At 54.1% G+C, this 21301-nt stretch carries 17 protein-coding genes and 1 pseudogene; 5 read left to right on the forward strand and 13 right to left on the reverse strand.

Annotation, left to right across the window (positions count from 1 at the left end; translation table 11 throughout):
- Positions 1-322: 322 nt before the first annotated feature.
- From JHD74_RS08470 to JHD74_RS08485, 4 genes are all read right to left on the reverse strand, one after another.
- Positions 323-2563 (reverse strand): TonB-dependent receptor domain-containing protein, encoded by a 2241-nt coding sequence (locus tag JHD74_RS08470; RefSeq protein ID WP_199062390.1) that lies wholly within the window; start codon positions 2561-2563, stop codon positions 323-325.
- A gap of 129 nt (positions 2564-2692) precedes the next feature.
- Positions 2693-4765 (reverse strand): S9 family peptidase, encoded by a 2073-nt coding sequence (locus JHD74_RS08475; RefSeq protein ID WP_233169481.1) that lies wholly within the window; start codon positions 4763-4765, stop codon positions 2693-2695.
- A 152-nt stretch (positions 4766-4917) separates the two neighbouring features.
- Positions 4918-5718, reverse strand: coding sequence for an energy transducer TonB (locus JHD74_RS08480; RefSeq protein ID WP_199062394.1), 801 nt, complete (start codon positions 5716-5718; stop codon positions 4918-4920).
- Positions 5719-5820: 102 nt separating this feature from the next.
- On the reverse strand, positions 5821-6660 hold the full coding sequence (locus tag JHD74_RS08485; protein WP_199062396.1) for a ChaN family lipoprotein: 840 nt from the start codon (positions 6658-6660) through the stop codon (positions 5821-5823).
- A 183-nt stretch (positions 6661-6843) separates the two neighbouring features.
- Between JHD74_RS08485 and mmuP the strand changes: the two genes are divergently transcribed.
- Positions 6844-8253 carry an S-methylmethionine permease gene (gene mmuP, locus JHD74_RS08490; protein WP_024527100.1) on the forward strand — a complete coding sequence of 470 codons (1410 nt, stop codon included), beginning with the start codon at positions 6844-6846 and terminating at the stop codon, positions 8251-8253.
- On the forward strand, positions 8243-9181 hold the full coding sequence (mmuM, locus tag JHD74_RS08495) for a homocysteine S-methyltransferase (RefSeq protein WP_199062398.1): 939 nt from the start codon (positions 8243-8245) through the stop codon (positions 9179-9181). The genes mmuP and mmuM overlap by 11 nt, the downstream gene beginning before the upstream one ends.
- Before the next feature lie 45 nt (positions 9182-9226).
- On the opposite strand, the gene maeB is transcribed toward mmuM, so the two are convergent.
- The 7 genes from maeB to JHD74_RS08530 all read right to left on the reverse strand — a co-directional run bounded on the left by maeB (position 9227) and on the right by JHD74_RS08530 (position 17811).
- Positions 9227-11506, reverse strand: coding sequence for an NADP-dependent oxaloacetate-decarboxylating malate dehydrogenase (maeB, locus tag JHD74_RS08500; RefSeq protein ID WP_024527098.1), 2280 nt, complete (start codon positions 11504-11506; stop codon positions 9227-9229).
- Between the two features lie 331 nt (positions 11507-11837).
- Entirely contained in the window at positions 11838-12800 is a 963-nt protein-coding gene (locus tag JHD74_RS08505; RefSeq protein ID WP_024527097.1) for a sugar-binding transcriptional regulator, read from the reverse strand.
- A gap of 99 nt (positions 12801-12899) precedes the next feature.
- Complete coding sequence (dhaL, locus tag JHD74_RS08510; protein ID WP_199062400.1) at positions 12900-13556, reverse strand: dihydroxyacetone kinase subunit DhaL; 657 nt, start codon at positions 13554-13556, stop codon at positions 12900-12902.
- Between the two features lie 3 nt (positions 13557-13559).
- The gene (locus tag JHD74_RS08515) at positions 13560-14561 is read right to left on the reverse strand and encodes a dihydroxyacetone kinase subunit DhaK (RefSeq protein ID WP_074031483.1); all 1002 of its coding nucleotides are present in this window, start codon (positions 14559-14561) and stop codon (positions 13560-13562) included.
- A gap of 29 nt (positions 14562-14590) precedes the next feature.
- Positions 14591-15349, reverse strand: coding sequence for an SDR family oxidoreductase (locus JHD74_RS08520; RefSeq protein WP_074031460.1), 759 nt, complete (start codon positions 15347-15349; stop codon positions 14591-14593).
- 23 nt (positions 15350-15372) lie between these two features.
- On the reverse strand, positions 15373-16632 hold the full coding sequence (locus tag JHD74_RS08525) for an MFS transporter (RefSeq protein ID WP_074031459.1): 1260 nt from the start codon (positions 16630-16632) through the stop codon (positions 15373-15375).
- 66 nt (positions 16633-16698) lie between these two features.
- Complete coding sequence (locus JHD74_RS08530; RefSeq protein WP_024527092.1) at positions 16699-17811, reverse strand: alcohol dehydrogenase catalytic domain-containing protein; 1113 nt, start codon at positions 17809-17811, stop codon at positions 16699-16701.
- A gap of 320 nt (positions 17812-18131) precedes the next feature.
- Between JHD74_RS08530 and rpiB the strand changes: the two genes are divergently transcribed.
- Together rpiB and tal are read left to right on the forward strand one after the other, a co-directional pair.
- Positions 18132-18590 carry a ribose 5-phosphate isomerase B gene (rpiB, locus tag JHD74_RS08535; protein ID WP_074031458.1) on the forward strand — a complete coding sequence of 153 codons (459 nt, stop codon included), beginning with the start codon at positions 18132-18134 and terminating at the stop codon, positions 18588-18590.
- 188 nt (positions 18591-18778) lie between these two features.
- Positions 18779-19729 (forward strand): transaldolase, encoded by a 951-nt coding sequence (gene tal, locus JHD74_RS08540; protein WP_024484505.1) that lies wholly within the window; start codon positions 18779-18781, stop codon positions 19727-19729.
- A gap of 209 nt (positions 19730-19938) precedes the next feature.
- Here tal and nudK read toward each other — a convergent pair whose 3' ends face one another.
- Both nudK and JHD74_RS26590 read right to left on the reverse strand, forming a co-directional pair.
- Complete coding sequence (gene nudK, locus JHD74_RS08545; RefSeq protein ID WP_024527090.1) at positions 19939-20514, reverse strand: GDP-mannose pyrophosphatase NudK; 576 nt, start codon at positions 20512-20514, stop codon at positions 19939-19941.
- A 257-nt stretch (positions 20515-20771) separates the two neighbouring features.
- Entirely contained in the window at positions 20772-20966 is a 195-nt protein-coding gene (locus tag JHD74_RS26590) for a hypothetical protein (RefSeq protein ID WP_233169482.1), read from the reverse strand.
- Positions 20967-21029: 63 nt separating this feature from the next.
- On the opposite strand from JHD74_RS26590, the pseudogene JHD74_RS26595 reads away from it, so the two are divergent.
- Positions 21030-21301: pseudogene (locus JHD74_RS26595) on the forward strand (hypothetical protein); the annotation flags it as partial.

Consider the following 21301-nt stretch of genomic DNA (forward strand, 5'->3'; position numbering starts at 1 on the left):
CTGACATGCCACCCATTGACTTCTATATCTGAATTCAACCTTGTATTGGCTGAGGTATGAAACGCGCCACATTCGACTCCCGCACCTTGAACGCTGCTCCGGAACAGCTCCCTCTCCCTGTGGGAGGGGACCGAACGTGCCACCAATTAGCTTCCGTATCTGACATGCCACCCATTGACTTCTATATCTGAATTCAACCTTGTATTGGCTGAGGTATGAAACGTGCCACATTCGACTCCCACACCCGAATGCTGCTCCGGAACAGCTCCCTCTCCCTGTGGGAGAGGGTTGGGGTGAGGGGCCGCAAACGCCTCAAATCAGCTTAGAAGCGCACCTCGCCACCAAACAGATAAGTTCGACCGCGGGCGGTGTTGGCCGCAGTAGCCTCATCCCCCTGGATCGGCAGCATATTCAGCTTGTTAAGCGCATCGGAATAGCTTTTATCCATCACGTTTTGCACGCTGAATTTCAGCAATAGGTTACGGTTTATCTGATAGGTGCTGTACAGATCGATAACGGTAGGAATATTTGGCATCTCCTGTTTCATCAACTTCCCGGTTTGCTCACTCATTTCAAAATCAGGAGAAAGACGGCGAGCCTTGCCGGTATATTTGATGATGCTGCCCACGGTCAGCGCTTCGTCAAAGAAACGTAACCCGCTATCCAGAGTAAAATACATGTCCGGCAGTTCGTTGATATCTCCCGCACCAAAGTAGCTACTGGCGATAGAGGTAGGCTGGTCGGTGTGCTGTTTGCTAAATGAGGCACGGGCAAAGCCGCGGCCAGCATCATAATTGGCTTCCAGCTCCACCCCGTGGGTACGCACCGGCGTCAGGGAGTTGACGTAGATATACATGTTATCCGAGAACTCTTCGCTGGCATCGCTCCAGTCATTCTGCAAGTTCTCACCCAAACTACACTTGCGGCCATTTCGGCACACCATGTAAGACTCGCTAAAGATATAGTTTTTGATTTTACTGGTGTAAACCACCGCCTTAAAGCGCAGGGTATCCTGCTTGAACAACAGATCGTTGCCGCTGAGGTTAAAGCCGGCCTGCCAGGTTTCTGCACGTTCGCCTTTCAGGAACGGGTTCATCGAAGCGCCTCCGGAGTTAGAGAAGAACACTTCCTGGATGTTGGGGGCACGCATCGATTTGCTGTAGCTGGCAAAAGGTTGCAGCCAAGGCGTGACCTGCGCAGACAGCATCACCGAAGGGTTAAATCCGTGCTCCTTCAGGTCGATGTTGGCACTCCCCTGCGGAAAACACTCCACCCGCAAATCACAGGCCGGTTTAAAGCCAGTGAGCTTGTTGTTGGCATAATTGAGATTGAGATCGAGCTGGTAGATTTCACGGTTGAGTTGCAAGCCAGTGTACAGGCTGGCGATACGCTGGTCGCCCGACGGGGCAAAGGTGTTGTTCTCGATCGCCTCATGTGCCGTCTGCGGATCCTCAATCTGCGATTCGACGTGCTTGTCGTACTGGTTGCGCATCAGTTTACCGCCGTAGGTGAACGCTACGTCGGTCTGCCACAGGCTAAAGCGGCTGGTATTATTGATATCCAGCGCGTCGGAGCGGTTTTCCGCATTGGTATTAAAGAAAGTGAACAGTGAATCACTGTCATACTTCTGATTACCCTTGCTGTGGCTGGCGGTCATATTCAGATCCACCCACTCAGAAAATGGCGCGTAGTGATATTTGAGATAAAAATCGTTGCTGTCGATATCGCGGCGCGAGAATTTATTCTGGTAAGTTCGGGCGGATAATTCAATGCTGTGATATTCGTTGGGCTTGATATCCACCTTGAACAGCTGCGATTTGGGGTTTTGCTTCATAAACTCGTCGTAACCAAAATCTTCACTGCTCACGCCGTCGCCGTTGTTGAAGTTGGAATAGATGGAGCTGCCGCTAATGGCAGCCATCACGCCCAAGCTGCCGGTATCGGTGAACGCAGCCCCTTTGGCCCCAACGGCGATCATACCGCTGCGGCCAATACCGTTACTGCCCACGGAGAACTTGGTGCGCACGCCAAACGGATTATCGGCAAACACCACATCATCCACGCCGATAGTGCGGAAGTTGGCACTGCCAGCCAATGCGTTCACCCCAGATGCACCGCTGTTCTCGCCACGCGCCACGTCGACCCCAACAATAAAATTCGGATCGATCAGCACGCCGGATTGATTGTTGGTAGAACCATGGGACATCACGCCAGAGGTCGAGGTGCCAAAATAGCTCTGGGTAATGCCATCAACCATGGTATTTACCCGGCCAAAACCACTCATCCCACGAATATTGACGCTGACCGCCCCTTGGCTGGGATCGATTTGAGTAAAGGTGCCGGGCATGCTGCGCAGGATATTATCTATCGACTGTAGATTTTTATTTTCGTCGCGCGAGCTGAATGCCCCAGGCTTTTCCAATGCCTCCTGTTCGCTGTTATTAGTCGCCGCCGAAACGTTCAGCGGGCTGAATAGCGCTTGGCCTTTATTTTCTGCAGCCAACAGCGGGCCAGACAAAACCATACCGGTGCCAACCGCACCAATAAGCAGTTTAAATTTCATATATCCCCTAAAGTATTGCTATCAAAATCAGTGAGTGATCAATGCTCAGCAGAAAATACCGCCAGGTAGGCGGAAATTAATTATGGTTATTATCTGCCGCGCAGCTATTAAGCTGCGCGGCCAAGAGCCTTATTTTTGCGCTTTTTCGTCCATTGCTAAAATAAAGCTGTATTCCAGCGCGCTATTTTCCAATCGACTCAAGCGGCCCGATTTCCCCCCGTGGCCCGCCGACATATCCGTGGACAGCAATAACACCGCATCCCCCTGCTGGAATTGGCGCAGCTTCGCCACCCATTTGGCGGGTTCCCAATACTGAACCTGTGAATCATAAAGTCCACTGGTGACTAACAGATTCGGGTAGCGCTGCGCGCGCACATTATCGTACGGACTGTAGGACTTGATCAGCGCATAGGGCTGCGGCTGATTGGGGTTGCCCCACTCCTCGTATTCACCGACGGTCAACGGAATGCTGTCATCCAGCATCGTCGTCAGCACATCCACAAAAGGCACCTGAGCCACCACCGCGTTATACAGTTGGGGAGCCTGATTGATCACCGCCCCCACCAGCAAGCCTCCGGCACTGCCTCCCATCGCGTAAACGCGCCCCGGCTGCCCGAATCCCTTATCGATCAGCGCCTGAGTGGCATCGATAAAGTCATTGAAGGTGTTTGGTTTGTTCGTCAGTTTGCCCTGCTGATACCAGTCTTGCCCAAGCTCACCGCCGCCGCGGACGTGGATCAGCGCATAGACGAAACCGCGATCCAACAGGCTAATGCGGTTGGCGCTGAACGCCGGGTCCATACTCATGCCATAGGCACCGTAGCCATACACCACCAGCGGACTTTTGCCAGGTTTGAATTTGGCGCTGTTGTATACCAGCGAGACCGGTACCTTTACTCCGTCGCGGGCGGTGATCCACAAGCGCTCACTGTGATACAGGCCTGGTTCTACGCCCTTCACTTCCTGTCGTTTCAGCAACTCGCGTTTACCGCTGTTGAGATCCCATTCATAGGTGCTGGTTGGCGTGGTCATGGCCGAATAGCCATAGCGCAGGCGGTCACTTTCCGGGTCCGGGTTGTAGCCCAGCCAGGCCATATAGCTGGCATCATCAAACGCAATGCTACGTTGCTCGCCCCCTTGCCAGGCAATCTGCCGTAAATGCACCAGGCCCTCACTGCGCTCTTTCACCACCAACCAGTCACGAAACAGGGCAAAGCTTTCCAGCTCACCGTTTTCCTGTGGAGCGATCAGCGGCTGCCATGGCTGGCTCGCGGACGCAGTCTGGTACAAACCAAAGTGCGGGCTTTGATGATTGGAACGCAGATAAAACTCACCGCGATAATGGTCGAGGTAATATTCGCGCCCGGCCTGACGCGGGGCAAAAAGTTGTACCGGAGTTTGCGGCCGGTTGGCGTCGAGCAGACGCACTTCGGAAGTGGTATTCCCGCTGATGGTGACAATCACGTAATCCCGCGAAGAGGAGAGACCCAAGCTCAGGTAAAATGCCCCATCGTTTTCCTGATACACCAGCTTATCGGCCGCAACCGGCGTACCAAATTGATGGCGGTAGACCTGATAGGGTGACAGCGTTTGGGGATGATTGCGCACATAGAACAAGCTGTTGCCGTCGTTGGCCCACACCATATTGCCCGAGGTGTTTTCAATCACCTCTTTGGCCCAAGTGCCGCTAGCCAGATCGCGCAGGGAAATGCGGTACTGCCTGCGCCCTTGAGTATCCTCCGCCACGGCCAGGCGGCGGTTGTCTTCACTGACCGCCATTCCCCCCACGCGGTAATAATCTTGGCCCTGGGCGCGCTGATTGGCATCCAGTAACGTCTGCCAGGCGGAGCCATCCGCAACGGCCTGCCGCTGGTAGACGGCAAACTCCTTACCCGCATCAATGCGTTCCTGATAGCGGTAGCCATTGAGCTGGTAGGGAACCGAGCGATCTTCCGGGCTCATGCGGCCCAGCATTTCGTGATACAACCGATCGCGCAGCGTCTGATACGGCTGCATCACCTGTTCGGTATAACGGTTTTCCGCCGTCAGATAAGCCAACACCTGTTTATTCTGGCGGCCATCATCACGCAGCCAATAATAATTATCGATTCGTGTTTCGCCCTGGGCGGTTAATTTATGCGGAATAATTTCAGCCTGGGGCGGCTGCGCGGCCACCTTGGTGGCAAAGTTTAATAACCCCATAGAAATCAGTAGATAAGTTACCAAAGGCCTGCGGCAGCGAGCCGATTGAACAGGTAATGTCATAACCCCTCACAATAATTTGAGCGTAGTAACCCCCTCCTATTGCGTGCAACAAGAGATAACGCCTGATGGGTAAATACTTTTTGGCTGGCTTACAACAACGCCAGGTTAAAATCCACTGCCATGGTCACGGCAATCTTGCCTTGGCGCAGCATCTCCGCTGGTGGCGAAGGTAACGGCTGCGCACGCAATATCACCGCCAGCGCTTCACGATCTAACGACGCGGTAGCGGAGGGCGTTTTCAGTACGACATCGGCCACTCGCCCCTGAGCATCCACCACAAAACTCACCACCGGTGCCCCCGAACGCTGACGCCGTTTGGCGTCTGCCGGATAGCGCTTCACTCGGTTGAGCATCCCTTTGACCTGGCTCTCCCAGGAAAGCTTGGCCTGTGCCTGCGCGCTAGAATCGCTGTTTAACGGAGCCGCCACGCGCTGTGCCAGGTTTTGCGCCTTGGGTGCCGCCGTGCTGGCTGCTGCGGAATGCCTGACGTCTTGCTCTTTCTCCATCGGAGTTGGCGGCTTTGGCGGCGCTTTACGCTGCTGCTTATGCGCATTTTTACTGCGCTCGGCCACCACAATTTTTGCCGCCTCGGCACGTGCCAGTTCGGGCATCTCCGGCTCCCGCTGCTGTTGCGCAGGCCGTGCTGCGGAACTGTCCGCTTGTTGCTGCACCCCCAGCGGTAACGGTTTAGGCTGGCTTGGCGCTTCGATCTGCGCCGCCCAACTGAGCATGATCGCCGGTGGCGGCATCAGCACCGGCGGCAACGAAGTTTGCGGCCAGTAAAACAGCCATACCAGCGCCAGATGAACGCCTAGCGCATACAGTAAACCACGCCCCCAGCGCGGCTGCGGCAGAGCAGCCGCCTGAGTGCTATAAGGCTGACTAAACATAGGGATAGTAGATTACCTAATTGCGAATGATTGCAGATCACATTTGCTAATGATAATCATTTGTAAATATTAATGACAGATCTTTTCGCTATCCTGACGTAATCATTTTGCGGTTGGCGTGACCCACAGGTAATCCGCCATGGACCGATCGATGGCCATGCCCTGCTCTGCCAGCATCAACACCGTAAATTTGGCACCGGGCTGCAGATCCTGGATATGCAGCGGCACACCGACCGTTCTGGAGGCATGATATCCGCCCGCCATCAGCAGTGCAGGGGTGGGTGCAGCCAGTAAACTTTCGGCCATACGGCGATCGCGCTGCTGCTGAATGGCGAGCATGGCATGCAGCTGCACCTCATCAATTTTGCCGTCATGGGAATCACGGATGGTGACAGCAAGCGCCTGCTGAACTTCTGGGCGCACGGAAAGCTGGCCTTTGGGGAATTCGGGCCGCTGATAAAACGCCATGATTTCGCTGCGATCGAGGTTGGCGGATAACAGAGGATAAGGTGCACGCATCGCCGCCATTACCACGTCACCATACAGTGACCACTTCCAACTGGTTTGCCAGGCTGTCAGTTCAGCTACGCGGCTATCACGTACCGTCGGTTCGGTTTGCAGCCACTGCTTTACTTCATCCACTTTGCCTTGCTGGCTGGGCGTGATCATCTCCATCAGCACGCTGCCCTGCGGTCTTAGCTTAGGTAATTGCTCTACCAGCCACAGTTCGATCTGGTGGTGATAAGGATTGTCGTGCTTTTCACCCACGATCACCCGTGGCTGATCTGCCAGGCGCGTCAGTAACTGCTGCGGCGTCAATATCTCGCCACTGCGTAAATCAACAATCTTGCCTAGCGTGGTAATGTCGCTTTTCGGGGGAGAGGTCGGCCCCTGGCTACAGGCCGTAAGCATCAACGTTGCAAACAATATCAGAAACTTCATGTTGTCTTTCCTTACACAAAAGTGGCGACATTATAGATAATAATTATCATTTGCATATAGAAATTGGCAGCACCTGGTGGCCGACACCTGTTTTTTCGTTACCGTGTTTTGAGTTACGTTGATTTCGCGTAATGGAACGGGTATAACTGATAGCCATTTAGACGTCTATACGGATAGAGTGTTATGCAACCTGCCGCTGAAGGGCAATTCAAACGCACCATGAAAGCCCGGCATTTGGTGATGCTGTCGCTGGGCGGCGTGATCGGTACCGGTCTGTTTTTCAACACCGGCTATATCATCTCCACTACCGGTGCACTAGGCACCCTGCTGGCCTATTTGATTGGCGCTGTCGTGGTCTATCTGGTCATGCTGTGTCTGGGGGAACTTGCCGTCGCCATGCCGGAAACCGGCGCATTTCACGTCTATGCGGCACGCTATCTTGGCCCGGCAACCGGCTATACCGTTGCCTGGCTGTACTGGCTGACCTGGACCGTCGCGTTGGGCTCCAGCCTGACTGCCGCCGGTTTCTGTATGCAATACTGGTTTCCACAATCACCGGTCTGGTTGTGGTGCCTGATTTTCTGTCTGGCCATTTTTCTGCTCAATGTCATTACCACCCGCTTCTTCGCCGAAAGTGAATTCTGGTTCTCGCTGATCAAAGTGATCACCATTCTGGCGTTTATCGTGCTAGGTGGTGCAGCCATGTTTGGCCTGATCCCGATGAAAGACGGCACACCAGCGCCCTTCCTGAGTAACCTGACCTCATCGGGTTGGCTGCCCAATGGAACGTTACCGATCCTCATGACCATGGTAGCGGTCAATTTCGCCTTCTCCGGTACTGAGCTAATCGGCATTGCGGCGGGCGAAACCGAAAATCCGGAAAAAGTGGTGCCCTGGGCCATCCGCACTACGGTGGTCCGCCTGATGGTGTTCTTTATCGGTACGGTATTTATCCTGGCAGCGCTGATCCCTATGGAGCAGGCCGGGATCGTGAAAAGTCCGTTTGTTCTGGTCTTTGAGCGCATTGGTGTGCCTTATGCCGCCGATATTTTTAACTTCGTGATCCTGACAGCCATTCTCTCGGCCGCCAACTCCGGGCTGTATGCTTCGGGGCGCATGCTGTGGTCGCTGGCCAATCAGCGCACCATGCCTGCCTATTTTTCACGGGTGAATGCGCGCGGGATCCCGATGAATGCATTGACGTTCAGCATGCTCGGCGGCGTGCTGGCCCTGTTGACCAGCGTGATCGCTCCCGATACGGTGTTTGTGGCACTGTCTGCCATCTCCGGCTTTGCGGTCGTTGCCGTCTGGCTGAGCATCTGTGCCGCCCACTACGTTTTTCGCCGCCGCTATCTGCGCAGCGGTCAGCCAATTGAAGGGCTGAAATACCGTGCACCAGGCTATCCGCTGACGCCTATTGTCGGCTTTGCGCTGTGTTTATTGGCCTGTATCGGTCTGGCATTCGACCCAGAGCAACGCGTGGCGCTGTATTGCGGCCTGCCGTTTGTGGCGATCTGTTATCTGGCCTATTACCTGACCCGGCGTTCCGGGCAGAAAAACCTACTGAACACCGGAGAAGAACATGTCGGTTAACAACCCTCTGGCCGCCTTGCTGGCCGATAACCGCACGTTGATTTTGGACGGGGCAATGGCCACCGAGCTGGAGGCCCGAGGTTGCGATCTCACCGATCCGTTGTGGTCGGCAAAAGTGCTGATTGAAAACCCGGAGCTGATTTATCAGGTGCATCTGGATTACTTCAATGCAGGAGCACAGTGCGCCATTACCGCCAGCTATCAGGCCACGCCCCAAGGTTTTTTACGCCGAGGCCTGGATGAGTCGCAATCGTTGGCACTGATCGCCCAAAGCGTCCATCTGGCACAGCAGGCGCGCGCCGATTATCTGGCCCAGCGCCCGCAGCGATTGCCTTTACTGGTTGCCGGTTCGGTCGGCCCTTATGGTGCCTATCTGGCGGATGGATCTGAATACCGTGGCGACTACCATCTGCCGCAAGCAGAGATGATCGCGTTCCATCGTCCGCGTATCACTGCTCTGGCCAATGCTGGAGTGGATCTCCTGGCATGTGAAACGCTGCCTTCGTTCGCCGAATTACAGGCCCTGCTGGCGCTACTGGCGGAATTCCCAGCGCTGGGTGGGTGGTTCTCTTTCACTCTGCGCGATAGCCAGCATCTAAGCGATGGTACACCACTGGCCGTCGTCATGGCTGAGCTTAACGATAACCCGCAGGTACTGGCAGTAGGCGTCAATTGTATCGCGTTGGAAAACGTCACGCCGGCGTTGCAGCAGCTTGCCGCGCTGAGCAATAAACCGTTACTGGTTTACCCTAACTCCGGCGAACACTACGACGCGGTGAGCAAAACCTGGCACAGCTGCGGTAACCACCAGCATCATCTGATTAATCAGTTGGCCGATTGGCAGCATGCCGGGGCCCGCTTGATTGGCGGCTGTTGCCGAACCACGCCTGCCGACATTCAGGCGATTGCCGAACGCTGCCACGCATAAAAAAACCCCCTGTGGCCGAAGCCGCAGGGGGTCTCTTTCACGCTATCACAGCGGTTGGGTTTGTGCTTCCACTACGGCCAATGCCACCATGTTGACGATACGGCGCACTGAGGCGATCGGCGTCAGGATATGTACCGGTTTCGATACGCCCATCAATACCGGCCCTACCGTTACCCCCTCGGAAGACGAGACACGCAGCAGGTTGTAGCTGATCCGTGCCGCTTCCATACTTGGCATGATCAGGATGTTGGCCGCGCCTTTCAGCGGGCTGTCCGGCATCAAATCGTGGCGGATACTTTCCACCAGCGCGGCGTCACCGTGCATCTCACCGTCGATCTCCAATCCTGGCGCCATCTGATTGACCAGTTCCAGCGTTTTACGCATTTTGCTCGCCGACGGGCAATTGGAAGAACCAAAGCTGGAGTGGGACAACAGCGCCACCTTCGGTTCAATCCCGAAGCGCCGTACCGTGTCTGCCGCCATCAGGGTGATTTCCGCCAGCTGTTCCGGCGTTGGGTCATCGTTGACGTAGGTATCGGCGATAAAGGTGTTGCCACTCGGCAGCAGTAAGGCGTTCATCGCCCCTGCCACATGCACCCCTTCACGGAACCCGAACACCTTTTCCACTACGTCATAATGCTCGTGGTAGCTGCCGATAGTGCCGCAAATCATCGCGTCAGCCTCACCACGGTGCAGCATGATGGCAGCAATCAGCGTCGGGTTACCGATCACCGCACGGCGAGCCTGTTCCTGGGAAACACCACGGCGCTTCATGATCTGGTAATACTCACCCCAGTATTCATTAAAACGCGGATCGGACTCGTTATTCACCACTTCAAAGTCTTTGCCCGCCGTCAGCTGCAGGCCGAGTTTCTTCAGGCGCATTTCAATTACGCTTGGGCGGCCCACCAGGATCGGATAAGCCAGCCCCTGCGATACCAGCTCTTGAGTGGCATGCAGCACGCGCTCTTCTTCACCTTCGGCCATTACCACGCGTTTCACTTCTTTCTTCGCCTGGGAGAAGATCGGCTTCATAAACAGGTTGGTTTTGTAGACGAACTCGGTCAGTTTCTCTACGTAGGCATCAAAGTCTTCGATCGGGCGCATCGCCACGCCGGAATCCATGGCTGCCTTGGCTACCGCCGGGGCGATTTTGACAATCAGGCGCGGGTCGAACGGTTTGGGAATGATGTATTCCGGGCCAAAGGAGAGGTCCTGATCGCCATACGCCGAAGCCACTACGTCGCTCTGCTCTGCCAGCGCCAGATCGGCAATAGCGTGCACGCAGGCCAGCTTCATCTCTTCGTTGATGGTCGTGGCCCCCACATCCAGCGCGCCACGGAAGATGAACGGGAAGCACAGCACGTTGTTCACCTGGTTGGGATAATCAGAACGGCCGGTACAGATGATCGCATCTGGGCGCACCGCTTTCGCCAACGGCGGCAGAATTTCCGGTTCCGGGTTAGCCAGCGCCATGATCAGCGGATCTCTGGCCATGGTTTTCACCATATCCTGCGTCAACACGCCAGGGCCGGAGCAACCCAGGAAAATATCGGCATTGGGAATGGCATCCCCCAGCGTACGCTGGCCGTTATCCGCAATGGCATACGCCGCCTTGGTTTCTTCCATCTTGGCGTCGCGGCCCTGATAGATCACGCCTTTGGAGTCGCAAACGGTGATGTTCTGCTTGCTCAGACCCAACGCGACCAGCAGGTTCAAACAGGCAATCGAGGCCGCACCGGCTCCTGATACCACCAGGCGTACGTCGGAGATGTTTTTCTTCACCACCCGCAGGCCGTTGAGCACCGCAGCGGTGGTAATAATCGCCGTGCCGTGCTGATCGTCATGGAACACCGGGATCTTCATACGCTCACGCAGCTTCTTCTCAATATAGAAGCACTCGGGCGCTTTGATATCTTCCAGGTTAATGCCGCCGAAGGTCGGTTCCAGCGCGGCGATCACGTCAATCAGCTTGTCAGGATCGAGTTCATCGACTTCGATATCGAACACGTCAATACCGGAAAACTTCTTAAACAGAACCCCTTTACCTTCCATGACCGGCTTACCGGCCAGCGCCCCGATATTCCCCAACCCCAGCACCGCGGTGCCGTTGGAGATCACCGCCACCAGATTACCCTTGGCGGTATATTTATAAGCGGCCAGCGGGTCGGCAGCAATTTCCAGGCAGGGAGCAGCCACGCCCGGCGAATAGGCCAAGGCCAGATCGCGCTGCGTAGCTAGCGGTTTAGTCGGCGATACCTGGATTTTCCCTGGGACCGGAAACTGATGGAAATCAAGGGCACTCTGTTTGAGCTGTTCGTCCATTATGGGTTCCTTTGCTTTCTTCTTTTATGTTGAGGTAAGGCTTTATCGCTGAACTAGTATAGTGAGAGAATCGTCACAAACTTTGAAGCGTGCCATAACCTTGGGCGAAACTTGTAAATAAAAGTTAAAAGGAAGTTAAGCGAACAGAAAAACAGCAATTTTGGTTATGCCTGCGTCAGTCGTTTACCACTCACGCAGCAAATCTCACTGTCGCTTCCTTTGCATTGCTCAAGTGCCAAGCGGGCAAGGTTCGCAGGTAGAATGTGGCCTGGAGGGGGAGAAGTGCAAAGGGTTCAACCTGACGCAGTTAAACCCCTTTTTACCGTAGCGATTACTGTGACATATTAAGAATGGTGCGGATGTTGAGGGCACTGGTCGCGATAATATCGATCGCCCCGGTGCGCAGCGCGCCCAGAATAGCCAACGCTTTGGTATTCTCAGAGGCAATGGCGATCACACAAGGGATCTTCCGCAGTTCATCAATGCTCAGGCCAATGACGCGATCGTTCATCACCGTATCCACATGCATCCCCTGCGCATTGAAAAAGTCATAACCGGCGATATCACCGATCACCCCCTGATTCAGACTGGCATCAATGATCTCGTGGGGAGTAAACCAGCCAAGCTTTACCATGTAGCTGTTTTCGTTCATATCACCGATCCCCACCAGGGCCACATCGGCCTTGCGCGCCCGATCCAGGGTTTCCTTGATGGTACCGTTTTGCATAAACGCCTCTTTCAGCGCCCGGTTTTCAACATACGCCGGGGCATACAGCGTCTCGCTGCTACCACCAAACTTCTTCGCCAAACGGCGGCTGATGTGGTCAGCATTTATAGCGTCACCAGGGCGATGCGTCCCCCCAATGCCACAGATAAATTTACAGCTTTTTGGTGCCACGCTGCCCACATGGTCGGCGATCGCGGCCACGTTACGCCCTTGGCCAACCGCCAGCACCATATTATCTTTCAATGACATAGCCAGATAGCCGGAAACCAATGCTGCTACCTGACGCCGCTGTTCTTCCTCATCCTGATGATCCAGCGCGATTAATGCACGGCTGAGGGAAAAGCGCTCCAGCATTTGCTGCTCCAGCCGGGTACTGAATACCGGATGATAGCGGACGGTGATCTCAACAATGCCTTCTTCTTTAGCCCGTTTGAGTAAACGCCCGACCTTAATCCGCGAAATACCGAACTTTTTTGCAATCTCCTCCTGAGTGATTTCGTCCTGATAATAAGCCACGGCAATTTCAGTCAGCAGTTCGTTATCCTGGGATCCTGTTTTTTTTTCCATCCGTTACACGTTTCCCCACGGCAGATTAGTCTTTTTCAATAGAAGATGGGTTCAGCATGCCGAACCCATCTTATCGCATTGCTCGCTAGTATAACCTGTTCAAGCTGCAACGGTATTCAAGCGTTGTTCTACCGCATCAGCCAGTTGGCATAAAAGTAGACAGCAGGATACCGCACCGGCATCCAGCGCACCGCGCGAACGTTCCCCCAACCGGCTCGCGCGGCCAATCTTGGCAACCAGATCGCGGGTTGAATCACGTCCGGCAACGGCAGCCTGTTTCAACTGTTCCAGCGATTCACTGAAGCTATCACCGCGCCGAACCGCCTGCTCAAACCCTTCGATCGCAGGGATCAGCGTATCCATCAGGCATTTGTCGCCTACGCCAGCGCTGCTGATGTCTTGCAGTTCAGTGAGCCCATTGCGCAGCATGGCCAGAAAAACCTGTTTATCCAGCGCCGTTTTATCGCGCACGCCGTCGGCCATGCCCATGAACAGACTGCCATACAGCGGCCCCATCGAGCCACCAATCCCTTCCATCAGCGCGTCCGCTACCGCGTCGAAAGCCTGTGCCAACGACAGATTTTGGCCCTTGATGGACTCACCACATAAGGTGAAGCCTTTTGACATATTAATGCCGTGATCGCCGTCGCCAATCGCACCATCTATCTCACTGAGATACTCACGATTGCTGACAATCACGCCAATCAGCGCCGTGACGATCTCATTGCCATACTGCGTCGAAATTTGTGTGGTCATGATTCACTCCACCTGGGTTAGGCCCAATGAATGAGCGGGCATATCGAGCAACGTTTTCAATTGGTCGTCGAGCTTCATCACGGTTAGCGTCACCCCCATCATTTCCAGAGAGGTAAAATAGTTCCCCACATAGCGACGGTGAACCTTGATGCCACGCTCCGTCAGCCGCTTTTCAACCTCGGCATAATAGATGTAGAGCTCCATCACCGGCGTGGCCCCCAGGCCAGAAATCAGCAAGGCGACTTCCTGCCCCTTGTTCAACGGCATATCATTGAGCACAAAGTCGAGCATGGTGCCAGCCATCGCAGACGCTGACTGGATCGGTGATACCTCAATCCCAGGCTCGCCGTGATGACCAATCCCGATCTCCATTTGGCCATCGGCAATATGGAAGTTGGGCTTACCTACCGCCGGGATGGTGCAAGAGCTGAGCCCGACCCCAATCGAGCGGCAATTGCCAATGGCTTTTTGCGCAGCATCAATCACTCCGTCGAGATCGTAACCCAGTGCTGCGGCAGCGGCCCCGATTTTCCACATTAGAATTTCACCGGCGACGCCACGGCGCTTTTCAATTTCACTGGCGGGCGCAGAGGCAACATCATCATTTGCCACCACGGTTTTTACCGCGATACCGGCGGCGCTGGCCTTCTTCATCGCCATTTTGACGTTCATATTATCGCCAGCATAGTTGCCATACAGGCAGGCAACCCCCGCCCCGCTGTCCGCAGCCTTGAACGCATCCAGAAATGCTCCCGCCGTTGGCGAAGAGAAAATCTCACCGATGGCAACAGCATCGAGCATGTTCTTGCCAACATAACCCAGAAACGCTGGCTCATGCCCCGAGCCCCCACCGGTAACAATGCCCACTTTGCCTTTGATCGGTGCAGCAGGGTATTTGAGCACTCGTGCATTATCGGTCGCGGTAAAATATTCCGGATGAGCCTTCAGGTAGCCCTGAATGGCATCTTCCACGACGTGATCGGGATCGTTAATGATTCTGTTCATCATGGCCTCTCTTTCGCCTGAGTATCGAGTTATTGAATGGTGTAACCGCCGTCAACCACCAGATTGCTGCCGGTGATCATGCTGGCCGCATCGCTCGCCAAAAACAGCGCACTGACGGCAATATCCTCGGGTTCGGCAAAGCGCCTTAGGGGAATCTTCTGCTTCATTTGTTCCGCAACCTCGCCTGACCATGCTTTGCGCCCCAACTCGGTCAGCACCACCGTGGGTGAAATGGCGTTTACCCGCACGTTGTGCGGCCCCCATTCCAGTGCCAGAACCTGGGTCAAACCAATCACACCGGCCTTGCTGGCGCAGTAAGCCAGATGATTGGGCAAGGCGACTACACCGGCCTGCGAGGCCAGGTTGATAATGCTGCCACTGCCCTGACGAATCAAATAGTGGCCCACGGCCTGACTGGTAAGGAACACCCCTTTCAGGTTCACCGCCATGGTGTTATCCCAAGCATCTTCTGGCAGTTCTTCCGCCGGATACAGCGCGACGATCCCGGCGCTATTGACCAGCACATCCAGCCGCCCGAAATGGGCATTAGCCTGCGCAACAGCCTGTTCTACCGAGGCTTTGTCGGTGACATCCATCACGATGCCCAATGCCTGCTGCTGATCCAGCTGTTGGGCAATCTGCACCACCTGTGCAGCGCGATCCAACAGCACAACCTGCGCGCCGTTTTGCAGATAGCATTTGGCAATAGCCAGACCTATTCCCGCCGCGCCGCCGGTTATCAACGCCACTTTCCCTTGCAAGGCTCCCTTGCTTTGACCAGTAATCATAGAAAACTCCCTCAAACGGTTAGTTACGCCAAGCTGTGATGATTTTCTTCCACGGTGGTAGGCACGGCTTTAGGCAAGGTGACATATTTCATCAATACGCCGCTGAACAAATACAGGCCGGTGAAAATCCAAATCACCCCGCTGCTCCCCAAGCTGCCGATAAACAACCCTACCACTGCCGGGCCAACGAAGGTGCTCAACCCCGCGCCGAGATTCAGGATCGACATGGCGGCACCTTTATTCTCCGGGGCCAACGTTGGCATAATGGCCGAAAGAGGTACGAAGGCAGCCAGGCAAGCACCGAATAGCCCGGCGGCCACGACGGTCAGCAGAAAATTGGGGCCAAGGAAATAAGGCACGTAATAGAACATCAGCGTGGTGATAGCGCAGCCGACGCAACCGAACCACATGACGACGTTACGCCAGCCCAGGCCGTCGCTGATCACCCCAAAGATCAGGTTGAAGATAATGTTCACCGTCCACAGTGCCGCATACATCTGTAGCCAGTCTGTGCGGCTAAACCCGATATCCATCATGTACATCGGCATAAACACCACAAAGCCGTACGCCGCAGAGGTATTGATGGTGCGGACAATGCCGCCCAGGCCGATTTTCGGGTTCTCAAACGCAATGGTGATCCCCTTGAGCACATAGCTGAGGGAGGCTTTTTGCTTGTCCCCCACGTCGCTATGGCCAGGGGTGCGGTTAAGCATCAGTGCGATCATTGCCCCGAGTACCACAAAGATTAATGCGCTCCATAAGGTGTGAATTTCCCCCAGGAACGGCAGCATGATGCTGGAGTAGAGCACGCCCAGTACGCTCAACCCACCGCTGTAGACAAACCAGAAAATCCCCACGGCGGAACCCAGCCTCTCCGGCGGAGCCTCATAGGCGACCCATACCAGAAAACCATAGGCAAACAGGGGATAGCCCAGCCCGCGCAGCGCATAGGTCGGTATCATCACCGACAGGTTATTACTGGGTAATCCCCACACCAGAAAACACACCGAGCCCAGCAAGAACAGCAACAATCCAGCCAGCATGACGCGACGAGCGGTAAAGATTTCCGCCAAGACGCCGGAAAACCAGGCGGAGATTGCCGCAGCAAAACCGTAAACGCTAAACAGCAGCGCAGATTCCTGAATGGTTAAGCCTTTGCCGATCAAATAGGGTGAAAGCCAGCCTTGTTCCAGCCCCTCCCCCATCATAAAGACCAACACACCGGCATAACCGAGCATTAATTTTGGTGACAGACCAATGCGATGAATCAGTCCATTCAGCATAAAACACCCCAGCACATTGAATTGTGGAGGTGCAGGCTAGCCCGCACCCGAAGAATGATGCAGGCATTACAGGTTTGGGTTGAGCACCACTTTGATTGAGCCGATGCCCCGTTTCATCATGGCGAAGCCTTCAGCAAACTGCTCGAGTGGCAACGTTTGAGTGACGACGCCTTTGGTGGGCAGATCGCCATTGCGTATCCCTTCAATCACCAACGGATAACAATAAGGGCCCAGGTGCGACCCCAGCACGTCCAGCTCCTTACGATCGCTGATAATGCTCCAATCGACGGTCACCGGATCTTTAAACACCGAGAACTCGACAAAGGTGCCCAATTTGCGGATCAGCATCAGCCCCTGTTCGACAGATTGCTGCGCGCCGGTGGCTTCAATGTAGATATCGCAGCCGTAGCCTTCGGTCATGTCTTTAACAATCGCCATCACATCATCGCGCAAGGGGTTCAGCACGACGTCGGCACCAAATTCTTTCGCTAACGCCAGACGCTCGTCAGACAGATCGAGCACCACCAGCTTCGATGGGCCAGATTTTTTAATCGCCCCGATCATCCCTAACCCCAGCGTTCCGGCCCCAGCCAGCACCACAACGTCACCCAGTTTGATATTGGCGCGCTGTACCGCATGGAAAGAACAGGCATAGGGTTCGATCAGAATGGCGTCCTCGATCGGCATATCCGCAGGAACGTGGTAGTTGATGGCCTCTTTGGTGAACTTCATGTACTCAGCCATGCCGCCATTAACGTTTTTCTGGAAGCCGTACAGGTCGTGTTTCTCACACATCCAATACTGGCCACGGTTACAGAAGCGGCATTGCCAGCAGGGGACTATCTGTTCAGAGATCACCCGATCGCCCAGCTTAAATCCCTCAACGCCTTCACCATATCCCACCACGTGGCCGATAAATTCGTGGCCAGGGATCATCGGCGCTTTGATGTAAGCCGGTTGTTTTTCATCCCCCCAAAAGCTGGCGGCTCCTTCAAACGCTTTAACGTCACCGGCGCAGATGCCGCAGGCTTCAACTTTCACCAGGATCTCTTTCGGGCCAATTTTCGGTACCGCCACAATCTCTAGGCGATAGTCCTTCGGGGCATAGGCCACCACCGCTTTCATGGTTTCAGGAATGCCTTCGGCCATGTTTGCCGCTGTTACGCAGTTCTGACACATAGTTCTATCCTCGGGTAGGGTTTATTTTTATGATCATAAGTACACACAAAGAACAAATAAACACTACATACTCTCAACATGTTTGCCCACTACCAACCTTTGAAATTGTGATCCTGCTCAAGAAGCCCCCTTAAAGTCATCAGAAAGGCCTTTATACCGATTTATTCGTGACGTTAATCACCTTTAGTGACCAATCCCTCTTAATAAAAATAAAAACAAATGAACATCAATTGAACATTTGATAAATGATGGTTATGGTAATAGCCATGACGCGCCACCGGGGATCGTCAGCCTTACCCTTGACCAGCAGGAGATGTGTTATGCAGCCTATTGCGATTGGCGCCGATGATGCCGCCATTGAACTGAAGAATGTGATCGTTGCTTTTCTGCAACAACGCGATATTCCGGTCACCGACTACTCACCGGGAAGCGATACGGCCCCCGTCGGTTATCCCGATATCGCCTTTCAGGTGGCACAGGGCATTAAGGATGGGAAACACCAACGTGGCATTTTGCTGTGTGGCACCGGTATTGGCATGAGCATTGTGGCCAACAAGGTCCCGGGGATCCGCGCGGCACAGTGTCATGACACCTATTCGGCACAGCGCGCACGTAAAAGCAACGATGCACAAATCATCACGCTTGGCGCACGCGTCATTGGCCCGGAACTGGCGAAATCGATCGTCGAAGCCTGGCTGAGCTCTGAATTTGAAGGAGGGGGATCGGCGCCCAAGGTGGCAAGAATAGGCTATTACGAACAGGTCGTTGGCCAACGCTGAACCCAATGCCGATAAAGCGTCAATGCGTGGGGGCCCGTAGCAAGCCTGCATTTGCGCCCCCCATTGTTTCTATCCATTGCAACAATCAGAAAAAGCGTATTTCATTCATCAGCCATATGATGCATGGTGTTAACCATAATGAAATACGTTCTCATTTACTGTTATGACTTTGGGCAAGGAGCTTATAAATGAATCAATTAGACGCACTCAAACAGTTGACCGTAGTCGTTGCCGACAGCGGTGATATCGAATCCATCCGCCAGTTCGAACCGCAGGATGCCACCACCAACCCTTCGTTAATCCTCAAGGCCGCGGCGCTACCGCAGTATAAATCGCTGATCACCGAAGCGCTGGAGTACGCCCGCCAGCAAGGCGGCAGCAAAGAAACCCAGCTGATTAACGCCAGTGACAGACTGGCGGTGAATATCGGGGTAGAAATTCTAAAAAGCGTGCCGGGCCGTATCTCCACCGAGGTGGATGCCCGCCTATCCTTCGATCGCGGTATGTGCGTGGCCAAGGCACGCAAGCTGATCGGCATGTATCAAAACCAGGGGATCGATAAATCCCGCATTCTGATCAAGCTGGCGGCCACCTGGGAAGGGATCAAGGCGGCCGAAGAGCTGGAAAAAGAAGGCATCAACACCAACCTGACGCTGCTGTTCTCCTTTGCTCAGGCCCGTGCCTGCGCCGAAGCCGGTGTCTACCTGATTTCGCCGTTCGTGGGCCGTATCTACGATTGGTATCAGGCCAGACAGCCGATGACCGATTACGATGCCGAGCAGGATCCGGGCGTGAAATCCGTTCGTACTATCTATGAATACTACAAACAGCACCGCTATCAGACCGTGATCATGGGTGCCAGCTTCCGTAAAGTTGAGCAGATCCTGGCGTTGGCGGGGTGTGACCGTTTGACCATTGCGCCAAACCTGCTGGAAGAGTTGAAACAAAGCAATCAGCCTATCGAACGTAAACTGACGCCGTCTACCGAAGGATTTTATCAGCCTGCGCCACTGGCCGAGGCCGAGTTCCGCTGGTTGCACAACCAGGATGCCATGGCGGTTGAGAAGTTGGCCGAAGGCATTCGCCTGTTCGCCGTCGACCAGCAGAAGCTGGAAGATATGCTGATCGCACAGCTGTAAGGCGATGATAAATAAGTGAGATTGGCAAGAAATTGCCCCTCACCCTACCCCTCTCCCACAGGGAGAGGGGATCCGATCGAGTGTGTTTTAAAGGTAGTGACTCACTTTGGCTAAGGACGATCAAGCTAGCTAAAATGACTTTTTTATTTTCAAACGAGTAGTGGCTAACAGCTCCCTCTCCCTGTGGGAGAGGGTTGGGGTGAGGGAAACTACTCCATCACCCGGTGGATCTGCAAATACTGTAACAGCATGATGGTTTTACCATCTTTGAGGCGGCCGTCGGCGATCATCGCGATTGCCTCACCAAAAGGCAGTTCCACCACTTCAATATCTTCATCCTCGATGCCACCACCGCTGGTTTGCCGTTCATCATCCTGGTACTCGGCAATAAAGAAGTGGAGTATTTCCGTCACGCCACCCGGCGACATGTAGGCCTCAAAGATCTTTTGCACCTTCGAAACCTGAAAACCGGTTTCTTCTACCGCTTCACGGCGGGCGCACTGTTCAGGCTGATCGTCATCCAGCAGCCCGGCGCAGGCTTCCAACAACATGCCCGTGGCATTGCCGTTGACATAGGTCGGCATGCGGAACTGGTTGGTCAGTACCACGGTGCCCTTGGCGCGGTTATACAGCAAAATGGTCGCCCCGTTGCCCCGGTCATAGACCTCACGCACCTGTTCGATGGTTCCGCCATTTTTACGTTTTAACTCAAAGGTGTATTTATTCAAAACGTACCAGTTGTCCGACAACAGCTGCTTTCTGATATTTTCAATTTTTGACGACATATTCCCTTCTTCCGTTAGCCAACGCACCGCAACCTTTGGCCACTAGCAAAGCGCAGCTACAGCAGATTTGCAACAAAAAACCGCATGCTAAACAGAAATGGGGAGTTGGGGCGACTAAAACTTCAGCGAGATGATATTACAGTAGCGAGCCAATGCCACACAGCTGAAATAGACCAATGAGATAAAAACCTCTTATTTCATAACAAAAGGTTTCTATAAATAAGACAGCTGTGGAACTGGATAATAACCCGACTTATTTACGCTTTAGGAATAGCATCCAGCTGGAAACTTGTACCACTGGTCACGTTACCCTCTTCATCGTAGAAATCGACACCGAGCCAGGCACTGGTAAATGGCCCTCCATTTGCTGGTAACATCATTGAATTGGGTGTCAAGATCCCTTTATCGATCATATCCTGATATGAAACGATAATTTCCTGCTGCCGTGCCAATACGTCTCCGACGGTATCACCACCGACTTGAGCATACCCAGTATTTACACTCTTTAAGGCCGCTTGATTAAAGCAGTTATAAAATCCGCTAGCAAATCCCGAAAAATTCTCATTGCCTATGGCCTCCCTGACGGCTACAGAATCAAAGCTGGCATTAAACAAATAGATGCCAACTTTGATTTTTTTATCGGCCTCTGTCACATTGGGATTAACTTCAAAACTCAGCATCGAATAAATGCTACTTTTATCCTCTTTATCCCTGTCTCTTATACACATCTAAAAGGGGGGGGGGGGGGGGGGGGGGGGGGGGGGGGGGGGGGGGGGGGGGGGGGGGG

This window comes from Serratia sp. ASV30, from assembly GCF_016428815.1.
Classification (GTDB): Bacteria; Pseudomonadota; Gammaproteobacteria; order Enterobacterales; family Enterobacteriaceae; genus Chania; species Chania fonticola_C.

Coding starts and splice junctions, on each gene's coding strand:
- JHD74_RS08470 (WP_199062390.1), bottom strand. CDS start 2,563: ATGAAATTTAAACTGCTTATTGGTGCGGTTGGCACCGGTATGGTTTTG.
- tal (WP_024484505.1), top strand. CDS start 18,779: ATGAATCAATTAGACGCACTCAAACAGTTGACCGTAGTCGTTGCCGAC.
- maeB (WP_024527098.1), bottom strand. CDS start 11,506: ATGGACGAACAGCTCAAACAGAGTGCCCTTGATTTCCATCAGTTTCCG.
- JHD74_RS08515 (WP_074031483.1), bottom strand. CDS start 14,561: ATGAACAGAATCATTAACGATCCCGATCACGTCGTGGAAGATGCCATT.
- rpiB (WP_074031458.1), top strand. CDS start 18,132: ATGCAGCCTATTGCGATTGGCGCCGATGATGCCGCCATTGAACTGAAG.
- mmuM (WP_199062398.1), top strand. CDS start 8,243: ATGTCGGTTAACAACCCTCTGGCCGCCTTGCTGGCCGATAACCGCACG.
- dhaL (WP_199062400.1), bottom strand. CDS start 13,556: ATGACCACACAAATTTCGACGCAGTATGGCAATGAGATCGTCACGGCG.
- mmuP (WP_024527100.1), top strand. CDS start 6,844: ATGCAACCTGCCGCTGAAGGGCAATTCAAACGCACCATGAAAGCCCGG.
- JHD74_RS08480 (WP_199062394.1), bottom strand. CDS start 5,718: ATGTTTAGTCAGCCTTATAGCACTCAGGCGGCTGCTCTGCCGCAGCCG.
- JHD74_RS08475 (WP_233169481.1), bottom strand. CDS start 4,765: ATGGGGTTATTAAACTTTGCCACCAAGGTGGCCGCGCAGCCGCCCCAG.
- JHD74_RS08485 (WP_199062396.1), bottom strand. CDS start 6,660: ATGAAGTTTCTGATATTGTTTGCAACGTTGATGCTTACGGCCTGTAGC.
- JHD74_RS08520 (WP_074031460.1), bottom strand. CDS start 15,349: ATGATTACTGGTCAAAGCAAGGGAGCCTTGCAAGGGAAAGTGGCGTTG.
- JHD74_RS08525 (WP_074031459.1), bottom strand. CDS start 16,632: ATGCTGAATGGACTGATTCATCGCATTGGTCTGTCACCAAAATTAATG.
- JHD74_RS08505 (WP_024527097.1), bottom strand. CDS start 12,800: ATGGAAAAAAAAACAGGATCCCAGGATAACGAACTGCTGACTGAAATT.
- nudK (WP_024527090.1), bottom strand. CDS start 20,514: ATGTCGTCAAAAATTGAAAATATCAGAAAGCAGCTGTTGTCGGACAAC.
- JHD74_RS08530 (WP_024527092.1), bottom strand. CDS start 17,811: ATGTGTCAGAACTGCGTAACAGCGGCAAACATGGCCGAAGGCATTCCT.